The following is a 17007-nucleotide window of genomic DNA, read 5'->3' as shown; positions in this document are numbered from 1 at the left end:
CTAGGCGAATTTGCGGCCTGAAAGGCGCTCGTAGGCCTCGATGTAGCGGTCGCGCGTGGCCTCAACGACGGAGCCGGGCAGCTCCGGCGGCGGCGTGCCCTCCTCCGGGTCCCAGCCGGATTTCGGGCTGGTCAGCCAGTTGCGCACGTACTGCTTGTCAAAGCTTGGCTGGCTCTTGCCCTCCTCGTAGGAGTCCGCCGGCCAGTAGCGGGAGGAATCCGGGGTCAGCACTTCGTCCGCGAGCACGAGCGTGCCGTCCGCATCCAGGCCGAACTCGAGCTTGGTGTCGGCGAGAATGATGCCGCGTGACTCCGCGTACTCCGCCGCACGCGAGTAGATCTCCAAGGTCGTCTCGCGCAGCTTCTCCGCCAGCTCGGTGCCTAGCTTCTTTGCCACGTACTCGAAACGCACATTCTCGTCGTGCTCTCCCTGCTCTGCCTTGGTGGCGGGAGTGAAGATCGGCTCCGGCAACTTGGACGCTTCCTTCAGGCCCTCCGGCAGGGGAACGCCGCAGACGGCACCGTTCGCGTCGTACTCCTTCTTGCCCGACCCTGTCAGGTAGCCGCGGGCCACGCACTCGAAGGGGATCATGTCCAGCTTCTTCACCACGAAGGCGCTGCCGAGGACTTCTTCGGGAATTCGATCGTCATCAAGCGGACCCGCGAGGTGGTTGGGCACCCCGTCGAGCAGCTCGAAGAAGAACTCGCTGGTGTAGGTGAGGATCTTGCCTTTGTCCGGGATCTCCGGCTCGAGAGCGTGGTCGAAGGCGGAGATACGATCGCTGGCCACCATCAACAGGGTCTGGTCGTCGATCTCGTAGATCTCCCGGACCTTGCCGGCGGAGAGATGGTTGTAGTCAGAAAGCTCTGGACGCATGCGTGCGATGTTACGCCCCCCGCTACAGGATCTCTCCCGGAGTGTACCCAGCGGCCTCCGGGTACTTCTGTGCCCAGACGTGAATGCGGTCCAAAACGTTGTCCACCTGGGATTCCGCGGCGCCGATGAATGCGTGGCGGTCCGCCAGCGCGTCTTCGAGCTGCTGCTGGTCCAAGGGCAGGCGGTCGTCACCCGCGAGACGCTCCACAAGGTTCTGCTCCGCGCCGTTCTCACGCATGTCCAAGGCCATGGCGACAGCGTGCTCCTTGATCACCTCGTGCGCGGTCTCGCGGCCCACGCCCGCGCGCACCGACGCCATGAGGATGCGCGTGGTGGCCAAGAACGGCAGGTAGCGGTCAAGCTCGCGGGTGATCATCGCCGGGAACGCGCCGAATTCCGCCAGGACGGTGAGGAAGGTCTCCATCATGCCGTCGATGGCGAAGAACGCGTCCGGCAGCGCCACGCGGCGCACCACGGAGCAGAACACGTCGCCCTCGTTCCACTGCTGGCCGGACAGGTCGCCGACCATGGTGAGGTAGCCGCGCAGGATGACCTGGAAGCCGCCGACGCGCTCGCAGGAGCGGGCGTTCATCTTATGCGGCATGGCCGACGATCCGACCTGGCCTTCCTTGAAGCCCTCGGTGACAGTTTCGTTGCCGGCCATGAGACGGATCGTGGTGGCCAGGCTCGACGGGCCGGCGCCGAGCTGCACCAGCGCGGAGACTGCATCGAAGTCGAGGGAGCGCGGGTAGATCTGGCCCACGGAATCGAAGATGCGCTCGAAGCCTAGGTGCTGCGCGATCGCCTGCTCCAGCTGGTTCAGCTTGCCTTCATCGCCGCCGACCAGGTCCAGCATGTCCTGCGCCGTGCCCATCGGACCCTTGATGCCGCGCAGCGGGTAGCGCCCCAGCAGGTCCTCGATGCGGTCGAGCGCCACGAGCATCTCATCCGCCGCCGAGGCGAAGCGCTTGCCCAGCGTGGTCGCCTGCGCGGCCACATTGTGGGAGCGTCCCGCCATGACCAGCGAGCGGTACTCGCCCGCCCGGTTACCGATGGCGCTGAGCACCGCCACCGCACGCCCGCGCACCAGCTCGAGGGAGCGGTAGATCTGCAGCTGCTCGACGTTCTCCGTCAAGTCGCGGCTGGTCATGCCCTTGTGGATGTGCTCGTGGCCCGCCAGCGCGTTGAATTCCTCGATGCGCGCCTTCACGTCGTGGCGCGTCACCCGCTCGCGCTCGGCAATGGAGTCCAAGTCCACCTGGTCCACGACCTTCTCGTAGGCGGCGATCGCGTCCTCCGGGATATCAATTCCCAGGTCGCGCTGGGCGCGCATCACCGCGATCCACAGCTGGCGCTCCAGCACGATCTTGTGCTCGGCGCTCCACAGCGTGGCCATCTCGGCCGATGCATAGCGGTTGGACAGGACATTCGCGTTACGAGGTTTCGAGTCAGTCACGCGCCCCATTATCGCACGAAGCACGCTTATCGACGTCTCCGCCGCCACCCCGGGTTCCCCAATGGCCCCGTGGATTTCGTTTACACCCGCCCTCGGGCGTGTTGTCGAACGCGCAGGTCAGCGAATGGCGCTCTGGATGACACACCAACGGCATGCCATCCAGATCCACACGGTCGATTTAGATCTCTATCTCCCCGTCGATCGCCGGGCGGGCGATGTCGCGCCGATAGAAGGAGCCGTCGAGCTCGATCTGCTCGATCGCCTTGTAAGCGGCCTCCACCGCATCGGACAGGGTGGCTCCGGTGCCCAGGATGTTCAGCACGCGGCCGCCGGCGGACACGTAGCCGTCTGCGGTATCTGCCGCGGTGCCGGCGTGGAGGACGCGGGCAGGGTCGTCGAGAAGCCCGCCCTGCGCGGTGATGGCGTCGCCCTTGCGCGGGTTAGCCGGGTAATTCTCGGCGGCCAGGACCACGGTCACGGCGTAGCCGTCCTTCCACTCCAGCGGGGCGAGCTGCGCCAAAGTTCCGGTAGCGGTGGCGTGGAGGACGTCCGCCAGCGGAGTTTGCAGCAGCGCGAGCACCGCCTGAGTCTCCGGATCACCGAAGCGGGCGTTGAACTCCACCACGGCCGGGCCCTGCGCACCCCAGGCAAGCCCCGCGTAGAGCAGACCGGAGTACGGGGTGCCGCGGCGAACCATCTCAGCTGCCACGGGAGCGACCACCTCGTCGACAATGCGCTGCACACCGTTAGCTGGCAGCCACGGCAGCGGGGTGTACGCACCCATGCCGCCGGTGTTGGGGCCCTCGTCGTTGTCGTAGGCACGCTTGTGGTCCTGGGCGGGCAGGAGCGGCACGACGGTCTCGCCGTCAACGAGGCAGAACAGGGAGACCTCGGGGCCTTCCAGGAAGGATTCGAACAGCACCGGGTTGCCGGCGGCGATCACTGCCTCCGCGTGCTCCTTGGCGGCGGCGCGGTCCGAGGTGACCACAACGCCTTTGCCGCCGGCCAGACCGTCGTCTTTGACCACGTAGGTGGGGCCGAATGCGTCGAGAGCAGCCTCCACCTCGGACTCATCGGTGACCTGGCGGGCCTCCGCGGTGCGCACGCCTGCCGCAGCCATGACGTCTTTCGCGAAAGCTTTGGAGCCCTCCAGTGCCGCCGCCTCCTTCGACGGCCCGAACACGGCAATACCGGCCTCCCGCAGCGCGTCGGCGACACCAGCCACCAGCGGTTGCTCCGGGCCGATGACCACCAAGTCGGCTCCGATGGACTGGGCCAACTCCACGGTCGCGGGGCCGTCCGTCACGTCGAGGTCGTGCAGAGTGGCAAGCCGGGCGATGCCGGCGTTGCCCGGCGCGGCGTGCAGCTCATTTTCTGTGCCGGCGGCGCTATCCGCACCGGAGAGTGCATGGACAAGGGCGTGTTCGCGGCCGCCCGAACCGATCACGAGGATGCACATGAGGGCCATAGTATCGCTACCCTGGGCGGGCATGAGCACTGTCTTCACCAAGATCATTAACGGGGAGATCCCCGGCCGCTTTGTCTACCGCGACGAGACTGTCGCCGCATTTTTGACCATTGAGCCGATCGCGTATGGCCACACGCTCGTGGTTCCGGTCGCCGAAGTGGATAAGTGGACGGACCTGGATCCCGAGACCTGGCTGCACGCCAACGAGATCGCCCAGGAGATCGGCCAGGCTGTGATCAAGGCTTTTGGTTCAGAGCGCGCCGGTTACCTCATCGCGGGCTTCGAGGTCCCGCATGCGCACATCCACGTTTTCCCGGCGAACGATATGTCGGGTTACNTTTTGACCATTGAGCCGATCGCGTATGGCCACACGCTCGTGGTTCCGGTCGCCGAAGTGGATAAGTGGACGGACCTGGATCCCGAGACCTGGCTGCACGCCAACGAGATCGCCCAGGAGATCGGCCAGGCTGTGATCAAGGCTTTTGGTTCAGAGCGCGCCGGTTACCTCATCGCGGGCTTCGAGGTCCCGCATGCGCACATCCACGTTTTCCCGGCGAACGAGATGTCGGGTTACAGCCGGCAGAACATCATGCGCGCGGACGAGACCGACGACGCCGAGATGGATGCCGCCGCCGCTAAGCTCCGCACGGAGCTGGGCACCGGCGAGGACGGCCGCCGCAACTAGGCGGCTGCATCCGGGCAGCCGCACCCGACCATCGGCCCCTAGCTGTCCGATCCCGCCGCGTCCGGCTCACCGCCGACGCGCAGCCACGGCAGACTCACCGTGAATTTGGAGCCCTTGCCCGGCGCGGATTTCACGGTGATGGCTCCACCGTGCTGTTCGACGATGGATTTCGTGATTGCCAGCCCCAGTCCCGAGCCACCAGCACTCTTGGAGCGGTTGCGGGAAGAATCCGCGCGGTAGAACCGTTCGAAGATGTGCTCGGTATCTTCGGGTGACATGCCGATGCCGTTGTCCGCAACGTCAATGTAGACGTTATCCAAGTATTCACGCAGCGTGATGGTCACTTCCGCGTCCGCGCCAGCATGCTTGAAGGCGTTGCTGACCAGGTTGAGCAACACTTGGTGGAGGCGGTCCGGGTCGCCGGAGACCAGCGGGATATCGGATGCCTCATTTTCCACTGTGAGTGTCCGCCCCGGGAACGCTGCTTTGGCCGAACTGGTGACAGACAGCACGAGCTCCAGCACGTCGACTTCTCTCATATTCAGCCGGGAACCTTCCGCACGGGTGAGAGCCAGCAGATCCTCGACAAGCAGTTTCATGCGGGCGGATTCCTCGTCGATCTTGCCCAGCACCATGTCAGCGTCGTCAGTCGCGCCCGCACGGTACAGCTCGGTGTAGCCGCGCACACTCGTCAACGGGGTACGCAGCTCGTGGGACGCGTCGCCGACAAACCGGCGCATTTGCTCCTCTTTCGCGCGCGACTCGTCGAGGGTTTCCTGCAGCTGGCTCACCATGGTGTTCATCGCGTACGACAAGCGCCCGAATTCCGTGTCGCGCGGCCACGCAGGCGCACGGCAATTGATATTCCCGTCTGCGATCGCCAACGCAGTATTCTCCAGATCCTTGAGCGGCAGCAGCGCACGGCGCACGAAGAACGTTCCGGCCGCGCCCATCATCGTCAAAACAAGCAAGCTTATCGACGCCAGCACCACCGCCAACGCCTCCAACATCTTGTTTTCCTGCTCGAGCGATTTGGCCACGACCGTTGACGTTCCGTCCGGTGCTTGGACCGCAATGACCCGGAACTTCAGATCTGTGTGGTTGCCGAAGAAGCAGTCGGCGCCGACCGTGTGCGGGCGGCGGTCGAAGACCAATTCCGAAGGATTCGGGTTGCAGCCGTCCACTCGGTCGATGCGGGGGATCTGACCGGGAACCACAGTCATGAGCAAGAACTGGCTGGGCAGGTACGTGTCCGTGGAACTGTTGCGGACGTCGGGGCTGAGCGCCCACGTGGTCAAGCCCTTGCGCAGATCCTTGTCCACGCGCTCGTACGTCTGATCACGGGTCAACCCCCACACTGCCGCGGACATACCCGTCAATCCCAAGCCCGAAATGACCATCAGGATGATCAGGAGCCGAGTTCGCAGCCGCAAACTGGGCACCTGACGGGCAGCCAAACGCGTCAACGTCGCGGGAGCGACATCCGGTCTCAGCGATGCCATTACTGGCGCGGAGTGCGCAGCACGTAGCCCACACCGCGGACTGTGTGGATAAGCGGTGTATCACCCGTATCCACTTTGCGGCGCAGGTAGGAAATGTAGGACTCCACGACGTTGCCGTCGCCGCCGAAATCGTAGTGCCACACATTGTCCAAGATCTTCGCCTTGGACAGCACCACTTCCGCGTTCAGCATCAGATAACGCAAGAGGTTGAATTCCGTCGGGGACAGCTCGACAATCTGGCCGGCTTTGGTCACCTCGTGCGTTTCGTCGTTAAGCGTCAAATCTGCGTAACGGATCGTGGAATCCTCGACCTCGCCCTCGGTGACGTTGCCACGGCGCAAGATGACGCGCAGGCGCGTAATCACCTCTTCGAGCGAGAACGGCTTAGTCACGTAATCATCCGCGCCAATGGTCAGACCGTGAATCCGGTCCTCCACCCCGTCTTTGGCCGTGAGGAAGAGCACTGGCGCGTCCAGGCCCTCGCTGCGCAGCTTGCCCAGCAGCTCGAAACCATCCATTCCCGGCATCATCACATCGAGGATGTACGCATCCGGCTTCAACTCACGCGCCAGCTTGAGCGCCTCTTGGCCGGACTCCGCCGACTCCACATCGAAGCCCTGGAACTTCAGGGAGACGGTGAGCAGCTCGACGATATTCGGCTCGTCGTCGACCACGAGCACCTGGACATTTTGCGGTGTAGGCGTATCAGCCATGACAGTCACTTTCTTCATTGAGCATGGTGACTTGCTGCAAAGGCACTCTCCTGCCCCTGCGCGCGTCACGCGGGATCAGGCTTATTTAACAAGCCGAAACTGGATGTTTCCTGTGCGTCCACTGTACCGCTGGTTCGTCTTGCGGGGGAGTTCCTCGACCCCGATGCACGAATCAACCCCAGCCCACCGCGCGAACAGTGAACTGGGGTCTACCTCGAGCTGGAGACGAGACTTGAACTCGCAACCTACGGTTTACAAGACCGTTGCGCTACCGATTGCGCCACTCCAGCACTGGGCGAGATTGTACAAGTAGAAACGCCCGCACGACAAAAGGGGCCTCTCCTCGCGCGGGACAATCCGTGCGGTTAGTGTGTCGGTGTGGCAACGGTGTTCAAGAATTTGCGTGAGTCAATGCGCACCACCAGCCCGGTGGCGACCATTGACCAAGCCCGCACGTCTCCTCCGCCATCCGTCCTCGCGCCTGTCGACCTGACAGATCCGACTCAGGTCGCGGCGGTGATGACCATTGGCGCACGCGTCGGCGAAATCCTCATCGCCAACGGAACAACCAGTTCGGACGCGAAGGCGCAGATTCACGCGGTGACATCATCGTACGGTCTGCACTACTGCCACGTGGACATCACGATGAACACCATCACGATCAACTCCGTGATCGGCACTGTGCACAAGCAACCAGTGAACGTTTTCCGTGTGGTGACGGACATGTCCGAAAACTACACCAAACTCCAGGAAGCCGACCGCCTGATCCGCTCGATCCGCGCGGGTGCGACACCGCCGGACATCGCGGAGAAGATCCTGGACGACTTGGAGGCGGCCCCGCCGCCGTACCCCCGGTGGATCTCCATCGCCGGCTGGGCGCTCATGGGTGCCGCTGTGTCGATCTTGCTCGGCGGCGATCTGCTCATGTCCCTACTGGGTGCGATCACCGCCGCGCTCATCACCGTGATCAACGCCTGGATGGGCAAAAAACAGCTGCCGTATTTCTACCACTGCGTTGTGGGCGGATTCGTGGCCACGGTACCGGCCGCGGTGTTCTACTCGTTGGCTACGAGGGCGGGCACGACGATCGTGCCCAGCCAAGTCATCGCTACCGGCATCGTCGTCCTCTTGGCCGGGCTGACCCTGGTCCAGTCGCTGCAGGACGGTGTGACCGGCTCCCCCGTCACCGCAAGCGGGCGCTTCTTCCAAGCAATCCTGTTCACCTGCGCAATCATCGCCGGCGTGGCCGGAGGCATCCAAGTCGCGGACCTTTTCGGTGCGGGCCTGCCCCCGATTGAAACGCAGCCGCCCACCCCGACGTACGGGTCGGCGATTGTGCGCAGCCTCGGCGGCGTGCTCGCGGCGGCAGGGTTCGCTCTCGCTGTGTACGCCGAGATCCCCGCAATTATTGCTTCCGCGGCTACCGCGTTCTTCGGTGGCTTCACCTATTACGCCGTGCTCATCCCCTTCGGCTCAGGCCGCCTATTCGCCACCACGCTGTGCGCCATCATGGTTGGCCTCGCCGGTGGTCTGATCGCCCGCCGCTACTTGATTGCCCCGCTGATCACAGAGGTCGCCGGTGTCACACCGTTCTTGCCGGGTTCAGGCGTATACCGCGGAATGTACGCGCTGCTCAACGACCAGACCGTGCTGGGCTTGAATAACATGTTCATCGCTGTAAGCACCTGCATGGCCCTGGCTGGCGGAGTGGTGCTGGGCGAGTGGATCGCACGCCGCATCCGCCGCCCGCAAACATTCAACCCCTACCGCGCCTTCCGCGCCGCAGGGCGCATGACGTTCCAGCAGATCCAGCGCGCAGAGCAAGCTGCCGCACGCCGCCGAGCCGAACAGCAGGCAAAAAGCCAAGCCAAAAAAGAACTGGCCAAGAAGCAACCGCCGAAGCCAGCCAAGAAACAGCAGCCCAAGAAGAACCAGCCAATCAAGAATCCCCTGGCGAAGAAGCCCTCAAAGCGCAGCCCGGGCACGCCGCCCAGCGCCGGCGGCGATGGCGTAGAATAAACGGGTCAAAACTGTTCACCGCCAGGCAAGACCCCCAGGAGGTTTTTCGTGCCCCCCAAGATCACCGACAGCCGCCCCAACCCGGACGCAGCCGTCCACACGGTCGAGGAGCAAACGGCCTCCGGAGCGCGCCGGATCGTGGCTACGTACGCGGAGGATCTTGTCGACGGTGTGACGCTGATGTGCATGCTCGGCATCGAGCCACGCGGCTTGGTGTATAAGCAGTTCGCCGAGGATTACGAGACTGAGCTCGCCGAGGCCGGCGAGGACGAAGCCTCCGCTAAGAAGGCAACCAAGAAGACCGCTAAGAAAGCGGCCAAGAAGTCCACCAAGAAGACGACGAAGAAGGCCGCCAAGAAGACGGCCAAGAAAGCGTCGAAGAAGGCCACGAAGAAAACAGCTAAGAAGGCGACTAAAAAGTCCACCAAGAAGACGACGAAGAAGGCCGCCAAGAAAACCGCGAGCGATGAGGAATAACCAGTTCGTCGTTGTAGCCAACCGCTTGCCGGTCGACCGTGTCGACGGCACATGGGTGGCCTCGCCGGGCGGGCTCGTCGCAGCACTCGCACCTGTCCTCAAAGCCAACAAAGGCTGCTGGGTGGGGTGGCCCGGGGAACCGGGCGCGGACTTCGAACCCTTCGACAACGACGGGATCACACTCCACCCAGTGAAGCTGGATAGCGACGATTTCCACGACTTCTACGAAGGGTTTTCAAACTCCACCCTCTGGCCTCTCTACCACGACCTCATTGTCACGCCGATCTACCACAGGTCTTGGTGGCAGCGTTACCGGACCGTGAACGAGAAATTCGCCCGAGCAGCCGCAGACGTTGCCGCTGAAGGCGCGACTGTCTGGGTGCAGGACTACCAGCTCCAACTGGTTCCAGGCTTGCTGCGCGAGATGCGCCCCGACGTGACCATCGGTTTCTTCCTGCACATTCCTTTCCCCAGCCCGGATTTGTTCCGGCAACTTCCGTGGCGCGCCGAGGTACTCCACGGGTTGGAGGGCGCCGACCTGATCGGTTTCCAGCGCGAGCGCGATGAGGCGAATTTCCGGGACCTCGCCGCGACATTCCCAGGTGCCCAATCTCAGGTGCCGGAGCGCGTGGGCACCACGGGCGCGGCAACGATTCCCCGCACCGGCACGTTCCCCATTTCTATCGACGCCTCCGGTTTCAGCCCCGCCGACGAATCCGACATCGCGAAGGTGCGCGGCTCCGTGGCTAACCCCCGCACACTCATGCTGGGGGTGGACCGCCTGGACTACACCAAAGGCATCCTGCAGCGCCTCACCGCTATCGAGGAGTTGCTGGAGGAGGGCCGGCTCGATTCCATCGCCATGATTCAGGTGGCTACTCCGTCGCGGGAGCGCATCGCCAGCTACAAGAAGACGCGGGCGGGTGTCGAGGAAGCTGTCGGGCGCATCAACGGCCGCTACGGCTCCTTGGGCAACCCAGTCGTCCATTACGAGCACCACTCTGTGCCCAAGTCGCAGCTGCGCAACTACTACTCGGCCGCCGACATCATGCTGGTCACACCGTTCAAAGACGGAATGAACCTCGTGGCCAAGGAGTATGTCGCCTGCCATCCGGACGGCAGCGGCGCTCTCGTGCTCTCCGAATTCGCCGGTGCCGCCGTCGAACTCGACCGGGCACACCTGTGCAACCCCTTCGATATGGAGTCGGTGAAAGGGGCGATCATGGGGGCCGTCGATAAGCAGGGCTCCGATGAAGAGCGCGACGCGATGTTGGCTATGAACGCGCACGTCCTCGAACACGATGTCGCACGCTGGGCCGATTCTTTCCTCGACGCATTGCGCGAGGTCAAGCGATGAAGCGACTCGCCGCCGCGCTCTGCCTGATCCCCCTGGCAGCCTGCTCTCCCGCGCCAGATCACGTGCTTGCGGGCCGCACGTGGGAGGTCACGGCCCTGTACACCGACCCCGATACGCCAGGCGCCCTTCCTAGCGACGCCGCTGGCCGCGCCCTCATCGTCTTTGGCGCGGAATCGATCACCGCCCGCACCGCCTGCGCACCACTGCAAGCGGGCGCCGATGTCTCCGACACCGAAGTGCGCCTCAAAGGCGTGCGCGTCGGCGATGCCCGCGAGGATTGCATCGGCGGCTCGCGGCGCGTCCACGACCAGCTCACCGGGCTGCTCACGGAGGGCGCCGAATTCGATGTCGCCCACCTCACCAACGACGTGATCACGCTGAAGCTTCGCTCCGACGCCCTCGACAGGCCCACCATCAAACTCGTCGCGCAATAGGAAGGATCAGCTTTGCTCCCCTCCCCGCACACCGCCCTCGACCACCTCGCGCACGCCGAGACACTGCTGGTCTGCATGGATTTCGACGGGACTATCTGCCCCCTGGGCACCGACGCGTACACCGTCACCCCCGACCCGCGGGCCATCAGCGCATTGGAGGCACTTGCTGAGCTCCCCAGCACCGACGTAGCAATTCTGTCCGGCCGCCACCTCGACGGCCTACGCCGCGTCTGCCCCCTCGGCCCGCCCGTCACGCTCGTCGGCTCCCACGGTGCCGAACCCGCCTCCGGCGGCCCACAGCTCAGCGAAGACGAGCGCGCGTACCTCGACGATATTCACCACCAACTGGAGCAGCTCATTAGCGGTATCCCCGGAACCTTCGTGGAAACTAAGCCCTACCAGCGGGTCCTGCACGTGGTGAAGCTAGCCGCCTCGGACCCCGAAGCAGCAGCCTCACTCCTGCAGCAGGCGATGGAACTGCCCACTCACGGCCGACCGGTCACCCCGGGACACAACATTCTGGAGTTCTCCGCCGTGGACATCACCAAGGGCTCCTGGCTCGCCGCCGAAAAGACCAGCTACGCCGCCACGCTCTTCGCCGGCGACGACGTGACGGACGAGACCGCTCTCTCCGCCCTAGATACCCGCCCCGGCGCGGACGTGGGTGTGAAGGTGCGCGCCGCCGATGCAAGCGGCACCGCCGACACCGCGGCGAACTACCAGCTCGGTTCTGTTGATGAAGTCGCCCACTTCCTCACCGCGCTCGCGGCGGCGCGACGGTCTGCCCGGGGCTGAACTCGGTCGGGAGAATGATCCGGGGTGCGGTTCGGCTGCTGTCGCCACTGCTGCCACTGCCCTCGCCGGCCTCCCCAATCAGCTCGGTGAGCACTCGCCCGACTGCCTCACCCTTGCGCTTATTGGGCTGCACAACGGTGGTCAGACCGCGCCCGAGCGCCTGCTCCACGCCGTCGAAACCAGTGACGGAGACATCCCCCGGCACATCGAGCCCGACGCTGCGGCAGTAGTCGAGCACCCCCAGCGCCATGGAGTCGGTGGTGCACAGCACAGCGGTCACGTCGGGGGCGAGGGCGAAGAGCTCACGGGCAGCGTCGATAGCCGAGGCGTGGTCGTTGAAATGCCTGGTCACAATGGGCACGTCCGCAATACCCGCCTCCGCGAACACCTTGAGCGCGCCAGTGATGCGGCCGCGCTGCACGTGCATGTCAGCCTCCGCCACATCCTCCGGTGTCACGGTTCCTTCGCGCGACTCGTCGCTGAAAAGTCGCTTGCCCACGATTCCAATACGCCGGTGCCCCGCCTCCACCAGCGCCCGGGCAGCCGGTGCGATGGCCACCGCGTCGTCGATGCCCACGTACGCGGGCCCGCTCTCCCCCACCCCGGATCCAGCGGCCGGGTAAGGCTGGTCGCACACCACCACCGGTACGCCCCGCGCCAGGACAGCGTCAAGGTGCGGGCCGGAATGGGGGACGGAGTAGACCACGAAGGCGTCGACAAGCGCTGCCGCAATGAGCGGACTGGCCTCCGATCCTTGGCTGGGGCCGAGCGGAATGAGCGTGAGCGCGTTGCCCGCACCGGCGGAACTCTCGCTGAGCCCCGCGAGAAAATCTATCGACGCCTGATCCTCAAACGCATAAGCCAAATGCTCCGTCAGGATCACCCCGACCGCCCCCGCCTGCCGCGTCCGCAGACTACGCGCCGTCGGGTCCGGCCCCGTGTATCCCCGCGCTCGCGCCGCCGCCAAAATCCGTTCCCGCAACTCCGGCGACAGTTGATCCGGGTGGTTGTAGGCATTCGACACCGTCGTGCGGGACACCCCCACCTCCGCCGCGATCGATGCCAGCGTGCCCCGTCGTTGAGCCATGAAGCTACTCTATACAGCGTGATTGTGAACCGCCGCACCATCGAGCACGACGGCATGCAGCGCCGCTTCACCGAAGTGCTCCCCGACGACCCCGCCGACGACGCACCCGTCGTCCTCTTCCTGCACGGTTCGCTCCAATCCGGCAGCGTCGCCCGCCGCTTCACCGGCAACACATTCGACGCTCTCGCCGACCGCGGCTGCATCGTCCTCTACCCCGACGGCGTGGACCGCCACTTCAACGACCACCGCGTCGGCTTCCAGGAAAAAGCACGCCAGTTGCTTATCGACGACACCTCCTTCCTCTCCACCCTCCTCCCCCCGAGCCGAGGCCCCGTCATCGGCTGCGGCTTCTCCAATGGCGGCGCCATGATCCAACGCTTCGCCCTCGAACGCCCCGGAGTGCTCGACGGCATCGCCTGCTTCGGCTCCGCTTGGCCCACCGACGACAACCTCCTGCCCGAGATCGCCGCCCTCACTCCCAATTGGGTTCCTACCCCCGTCCTGTGCGTGCAAGGCACCGCCGACCCCCTCGTCCCCTACAACGGCGGCCCCTCCGGCATCGGCAACGCCAACCGCGGCACCGCCCGCTCCGCCATCGACTCCGCCTGCTACTTCGCCCAACTCAACGGCCTGAACCCAGCCCATCACACAACCGCCAGCTTCGCCGGCGGCGAGGTGCGCGTGGACCGCTTCGGCCCCGGCATGCCCGGCTCCCCCGCCAGCGCCGGCTCCCCCTCCCCCGCCAACACCGCGTCCCCTTCCCCCGCCGGAACAGCGTCTCCCTCCGACGCTGCGTTCCCCTCCGACTCCTCGCGGCCCGCCCCCGTCGAGCTGTGGAGCATCGAAGGAATGGGCCACTTGGTTCCCAGCCCGAAGAAGCTTGACGACAGAATCGGCCCGGGCACCGACAAAGTCGTCGGTGCCGAGCTGGTGGCCCGGTACTTCGGCCTGTAGAACCCGCGTAGCCCCAGCGCCGTCACCTCACCCTCGCGCTGGCTGCCTCCGAGGATTTCATTGGCATGAACTCGTTGGCATGAATCGGGTAGAAGAGTGGGTGGAAAAACGGCGGGATCATGCGGTGATTGCGCCAATTGCCAGCAAATCCGGCACCCGATTCATGCCAACCGGTTCATGCCTACGTGTCTATGCCCACCGGTTCATACCCACCAAGCCCCGCGCGCTAGCGGGGAGTCGGCTGCGGCGAGTCGTTTGCGGCGCGAGTTTCCTAGGTGCCCGGCCTATTCTTGGGGCTTCGCGGCCACGCGGCGCTGGCGGGCGAACTCGCTGAGGACAACGCCCGCGGCGACGGAGGCGTTGAGGGATTCGACCCAGTCCTCGGTGGGAATGGACATGATCACGTCGCAGTTCTCGCGGACGAGGCGGGAGATGCCTTTGCCCTCGGAACCCACGACGATGACCACGGGGTCGGTGGCGGCGTGGAAGGTGTCCAGGGTGTGCTCGCCGCCGGCGTCGAGGCCGACGACCATGTAGCCGTTGTCCTTGAACTGCTTGATGGTGCGGGTGATGTTGGTCGCCCGGGCGACCGGCAGGCGTGCGGCGGTACCGGCGGACGTGCGCCAGGCCACACCGGTGACCTGCGCAGACCGGCGCTCCGGGATGATCACGCCGTGTCCGCCGAACGCGGCGGTGGAACGAATCACCGCACCGAGGTTGCGGGGGTCGGTGATGTTGTCCAGGACGACGAACATGCCGGTCTGGTTGCGCTCGTTGACGTCGGCGATGAGGTCGAAGACGTCGGCGTATTTGTACGGCTGGATCTTCAGGCCTATACCCTGGTGCAGGCCGTTGCCGGTCATGGTGTCCAGGTCGCGGCGCGGGACCTCGTGAACCGGGATCTGGCGGGTGTTGGCCATGAGGACGGCCTCGCTAAGCCGGTCGTCGTGGCCGGTGCCCTGCGCGACGATCAGAGCCTCTGCGGGGACTTTCGCCTGCAGGCACTCGATGACTGGGTTGCGTCCCACCACTAGGTCGGCCTGCTCGCGTTCGTGACGGCCGGAGTCGCGGCGCTGGCGCTCCAGTTTCTTCTTGTGGGCGGAGTGGTAGACGCGGTCCTCGGCCTTCGGGGTCGGTCCCTTACCGGCGAGGCCACGGCGGCGCTGGCCGCCGGACCCCTTCGTGGCGCCCTTCTTGTTCTTCTTCTGTTTGTCGGGGCGTTCGTACGGTTTAGCCATTCGGGTTCTCCTCCTGCTCCTTCAGCGACCATGTCGCACCGTCGGGGGTGTCGGTGACCTCGATGCCGGCGGCGGTGAGGCGGTCGCGCACCTCGTCGGCGGTGGCCCAGTCCTTCTCGGTGCGGGCCTGCGCGCGGCGCTCGAGCTCGGCGCGGACAAGCACGTCGAGGGCTTTCTGCGCACCAGCGGAGTCCGCGGATCCGCTGGCCCCGCCGTCTGCGCCTCGCGATGCCCACTCGACTGGGTCAACACCCAGCACAGCAGTCATTGCACGCACGGACCCGGCAAGTGTCCGGGCCTGCGCAGCGTCGCCGTCTGCCAGGGCTTTGTTGGCCGCGCGCACGGTGTTGTGGATCTCTGCCAGGGCCTTCGGCACGGCGAAATCCTCGTTCATGGCGGCTTCGAAGCCAGGGGTCCACTGCCCCACCTCAACGGGACCGGTGGGGGAGGTGCGGGAGATGAGGTCCTCGATGCGTCGATAAGCAGTTGCTGCTTCTTGGAGCGCTGCCGGCGAGTACTCGAGCACGCTGCGGTAGTGCGCGGACCCGAGGTAGTAGCGCAGCTCGACGGGGCGGACGGTTTCGAGCATGTTGTCGATGGACAGCACGTTGCCGAGCGACTTGGACATCTTCTCGCCCGCCATGGTCACCCAGTGGTTGTGCATCCAGTAACGGGCGAAGCTGTCACCGGCGGCGTGGGACTGGGCCTGTTCGTTCTCGTGGTGCGGGAACTGCAGGTCGAGGCCGCCGCCGTGAATGTCGAACTCCCCGCCGAGGTACCACGTGGTCATCGCGGAGCACTCCAGGTGCCAGCCCGGACGGCCGTCGCCCCACGGGGTGGGCCAGCTGGGCTCGCCGGGCTTCGCGGCCTTCCACAGCGCGAAATCGTGCGGGCCTCGCTTGCCGCGGTTGTCGGCCTCGCCCTGCTCCATTTCCTCGACGCGGTTGCCGGACAGGGAGCCGTAGTCGGAGCCGTCGGCTGCCACCCACGCGGCAACGTCGAAGTACACGGAGCCGTCGGCTGCGTACGCGAAGCCGTTGTCCATGAGGCGCTGCATGTAGTCGACCATCTGGGTGACAAACCCGGTCGCGCGCGGCTCGACACTCGGCGGCAGGACACCCAGCGTGTTGTACGCGCGGGTGAACTCGCGCTCGTAGGTGGACACCCATTCCCACCAGGGGCGGCCGTTGTCGGCGGCTTTGGTGAGAATTTTGTCGTCAATATCCGTCACGTTGCGCACGAACGCCACGTCCTGGCCGTTCGCGAGGAACCAGCGGCGCACGATATCGAACGCCACGCCCGAACGCAGGTGCCCGATGTGCGGCGAAGACTGCGGTGTCGCACCACACACATACATCGAGACGTGGCCCTTTCGGACCGGCTCGAAATCGCGGAGAGTGCGGGTGGCGGTATCGAAAATGCGTTGAGTCACGCGCCCCAGTTTAGAGCAGAGCTACCGCTTATCGACGAGCGCCGTCGCCACCGCCGCCCGCCCCTGCCCAGCACCGGTGAAGCCCATGTGGTCGGTCGTCGTCGCGCTGATAGACACCGGTGCGCCAAGCGCCTCCGACAGCACCCGCTCCGCCTCCTCACGCACCGGACCCATCTTCGGGGTCTGCGCGATGAGCTGCGCGGACACGTTCACGATCTCGTAGCCATGCTTGTCCGCGAGCTCCCGCACCTCCCCCAGCAACCTCGCCCCCGTCACACCCGCGTACTCCGGGCGACCGACCCCCACGAAGCTGCCCAGGTCACCGAGCCCTATCGCCGACAGCACCGCGTCCACGATCGCGTGGCTGACCACGTCGCCGTCCGAATGGCCTTCACAGCCAGCGGTGTCCTCAAAAAGCAGGCCCGCGATCCAGCAGGGCTTGCCCTCCTGAATCTGGTGGGCATCAAATGCAGTGCCGACGCGCAGAGAAGTCATGCCCCCGACACTAGCTGCC

General features: G+C 65.2%; 16 protein-coding genes and 1 tRNA gene. 7 read left to right on the top strand and 10 right to left on the bottom strand.

All coding sequences use genetic code 11. From position 1 onward, the window contains the following. The 3 genes from CZ338_RS06865 to purD form a co-directional block, all read right to left on the bottom strand. Positions 1 to 876 carry a phosphoribosylaminoimidazolesuccinocarboxamide synthase gene (locus tag CZ338_RS06865; protein ID WP_087117522.1) on the bottom strand — a complete coding sequence of 292 codons (876 nt, stop codon included), beginning with the start codon at positions 874 to 876 and terminating at the stop codon, positions 1 to 3. A 22-nt stretch (positions 877 to 898) separates the two neighbouring features. Then, the gene (purB, locus tag CZ338_RS06860; RefSeq protein WP_087117521.1) at positions 899 to 2341 is read right to left on the bottom strand and encodes an adenylosuccinate lyase; all 1443 of its coding nucleotides are present in this window, start codon (positions 2339 to 2341) and stop codon (positions 899 to 901) included. Positions 2342 to 2510: 169 nt separating this feature from the next. Beyond that, on the bottom strand, positions 2511 to 3791 hold the full coding sequence (gene purD, locus CZ338_RS06855; protein WP_087117582.1) for a phosphoribosylamine--glycine ligase: 1281 nt from the start codon (positions 3789 to 3791) through the stop codon (positions 2511 to 2513). Between the two features lie 31 nt (positions 3792 to 3822). Between purD and CZ338_RS11390 the strand changes: the two genes are divergently transcribed. Further along, positions 3823 to 4485, top strand: a complete 663-nt coding sequence (locus tag CZ338_RS11390; protein ID WP_087117520.1) for an HIT domain-containing protein — start codon at positions 3823 to 3825, stop codon at positions 4483 to 4485. Positions 4486 to 4523: 38 nt separating this feature from the next. Here CZ338_RS11390 and CZ338_RS06845 read toward each other — a convergent pair whose 3' ends face one another. The 3 genes from CZ338_RS06845 to CZ338_RS06835 all read right to left on the bottom strand — a co-directional run bounded on the left by CZ338_RS06845 (position 4524) and on the right by CZ338_RS06835 (position 6990). Continuing rightward, positions 4524 to 5987, bottom strand: a complete 1464-nt coding sequence (locus CZ338_RS06845; protein WP_087117519.1) for a sensor histidine kinase — start codon at positions 5985 to 5987, stop codon at positions 4524 to 4526. Continuing rightward, entirely contained in the window at positions 5987 to 6700 is a 714-nt protein-coding gene (locus tag CZ338_RS06840; protein ID WP_087117581.1) for a response regulator transcription factor, read from the bottom strand. The genes CZ338_RS06845 and CZ338_RS06840 overlap by 1 nt, the downstream gene beginning before the upstream one ends. A gap of 217 nt (positions 6701 to 6917) precedes the next feature. Beyond that, positions 6918 to 6990: transfer RNA gene (locus CZ338_RS06835), tRNA-Thr, on the bottom strand. Between the two features lie 121 nt (positions 6991 to 7111). Here CZ338_RS06835 and thrE point away from each other — a divergent pair. From thrE to otsB, 5 genes are read left to right on the top strand one after another with little or no spacing between them, the layout of a single operon-like run. Beyond that, a complete protein-coding gene (gene thrE, locus CZ338_RS06830; RefSeq protein WP_087117518.1) occupies positions 7112 to 8719 on the top strand; it encodes a threonine/serine exporter ThrE in 1608 nt (535 codons plus the stop codon). Between the two features lie 48 nt (positions 8720 to 8767). Further along, the gene (locus CZ338_RS06825; protein WP_087117517.1) at positions 8768 to 9196 is read left to right on the top strand and encodes a histone; all 429 of its coding nucleotides are present in this window, start codon (positions 8768 to 8770) and stop codon (positions 9194 to 9196) included. After that, positions 9186 to 10553, top strand: coding sequence for an alpha,alpha-trehalose-phosphate synthase (UDP-forming) (locus CZ338_RS06820; protein ID WP_087117516.1), 1368 nt, complete (start codon positions 9186 to 9188; stop codon positions 10551 to 10553). The genes CZ338_RS06825 and CZ338_RS06820 overlap by 11 nt, the downstream gene beginning before the upstream one ends. Next, entirely contained in the window at positions 10550 to 10987 is a 438-nt protein-coding gene (locus CZ338_RS06815) for a hypothetical protein (protein ID WP_087117515.1), read from the top strand. Before CZ338_RS06820 ends, CZ338_RS06815 begins: the two co-directional genes overlap by 4 nt. A 12-nt stretch (positions 10988 to 10999) precedes the next feature. Then, complete coding sequence (otsB, locus tag CZ338_RS06810) at positions 11000 to 11782, top strand: trehalose-phosphatase (RefSeq protein ID WP_235839485.1); 783 nt, start codon at positions 11000 to 11002, stop codon at positions 11780 to 11782. On the opposite strand, the gene CZ338_RS06805 is transcribed toward otsB, so the two are convergent. Then, on the bottom strand, positions 11742 to 12869 hold the full coding sequence (locus CZ338_RS06805; protein WP_087117514.1) for a LacI family DNA-binding transcriptional regulator: 1128 nt from the start codon (positions 12867 to 12869) through the stop codon (positions 11742 to 11744). The two genes, otsB and CZ338_RS06805, sit on opposite strands and share 41 nt — an antisense overlap. An 18-nt stretch (positions 12870 to 12887) precedes the next feature. Here CZ338_RS06805 and CZ338_RS06800 point away from each other — a divergent pair, with 18 nt between their 5' ends. Next, positions 12888 to 13823, top strand: a complete 936-nt coding sequence (locus CZ338_RS06800) for an alpha/beta hydrolase family esterase (protein WP_235839484.1) — start codon at positions 12888 to 12890, stop codon at positions 13821 to 13823. A 284-nt stretch (positions 13824 to 14107) separates the two neighbouring features. Here the strand turns inward: CZ338_RS06800 and rlmB are convergent, their stop codons facing one another. Genes rlmB through ispF form a run of 3 tightly spaced genes read right to left on the bottom strand, consistent with a single transcriptional unit; the run spans position 14108 to position 16988 of the window. Continuing rightward, complete coding sequence (gene rlmB / locus CZ338_RS06795) at positions 14108 to 15061, bottom strand: 23S rRNA (guanosine(2251)-2'-O)-methyltransferase RlmB (RefSeq protein WP_087117513.1); 954 nt, start codon at positions 15059 to 15061, stop codon at positions 14108 to 14110. Continuing rightward, complete coding sequence (gene cysS / locus CZ338_RS06790) at positions 15054 to 16493, bottom strand: cysteine--tRNA ligase (protein WP_087117512.1); 1440 nt, start codon at positions 16491 to 16493, stop codon at positions 15054 to 15056. Before cysS ends, rlmB begins: the two co-directional genes overlap by 8 nt. A gap of 21 nt (positions 16494 to 16514) precedes the next feature. Further along, positions 16515 to 16988 (bottom strand): 2-C-methyl-D-erythritol 2,4-cyclodiphosphate synthase, encoded by a 474-nt coding sequence (ispF, locus tag CZ338_RS06785; RefSeq protein ID WP_087117578.1) that lies wholly within the window; start codon positions 16986 to 16988, stop codon positions 16515 to 16517. Between the last annotated feature and the right edge of the window lie 19 nt (positions 16989 to 17007).

The organism is Corynebacterium urinipleomorphum (assembly GCF_900155535.1).
Lineage (GTDB): Bacteria > Actinomycetota > Actinomycetes > Mycobacteriales > Mycobacteriaceae > Corynebacterium > Corynebacterium urinipleomorphum.
The sequence above is the reverse complement of the archived record's forward strand: the minus strand, read 5'-3'. Positions and strand labels throughout refer to the sequence as shown.

Coding starts and splice junctions, on each gene's coding strand:
- ispF (WP_087117578.1), bottom strand. CDS start 16,988: ATGACTTCTCTGCGCGTCGGCACTGCATTTGATGCCCACCAGATTCAG.
- CZ338_RS06805 (WP_087117514.1), bottom strand. CDS start 12,869: ATGGCTCAACGACGGGGCACGCTGGCATCGATCGCGGCGGAGGTGGGG.
- rlmB (WP_087117513.1), bottom strand. CDS start 15,061: ATGGCTAAACCGTACGAACGCCCCGACAAACAGAAGAAGAACAAGAAG.
- CZ338_RS06865 (WP_087117522.1), bottom strand. CDS start 876: ATGCGTCCAGAGCTTTCTGACTACAACCATCTCTCCGCCGGCAAGGTC.
- purB (WP_087117521.1), bottom strand. CDS start 2,341: ATGGGGCGCGTGACTGACTCGAAACCTCGTAACGCGAATGTCCTGTCC.
- CZ338_RS06840 (WP_087117581.1), bottom strand. CDS start 6,700: ATGGCTGATACGCCTACACCGCAAAATGTCCAGGTGCTCGTGGTCGAC.
- CZ338_RS06845 (WP_087117519.1), bottom strand. CDS start 5,987: ATGGCATCGCTGAGACCGGATGTCGCTCCCGCGACGTTGACGCGTTTG.
- thrE (WP_087117518.1), top strand. CDS start 7,112: ATGCGCACCACCAGCCCGGTGGCGACCATTGACCAAGCCCGCACGTCT.
- CZ338_RS06820 (WP_087117516.1), top strand. CDS start 9,186: ATGAGGAATAACCAGTTCGTCGTTGTAGCCAACCGCTTGCCGGTCGAC.
- CZ338_RS06815 (WP_087117515.1), top strand. CDS start 10,550: ATGAAGCGACTCGCCGCCGCGCTCTGCCTGATCCCCCTGGCAGCCTGC.
- purD (WP_087117582.1), bottom strand. CDS start 3,791: ATGTGCATCCTCGTGATCGGTTCGGGCGGCCGCGAACACGCCCTTGTC.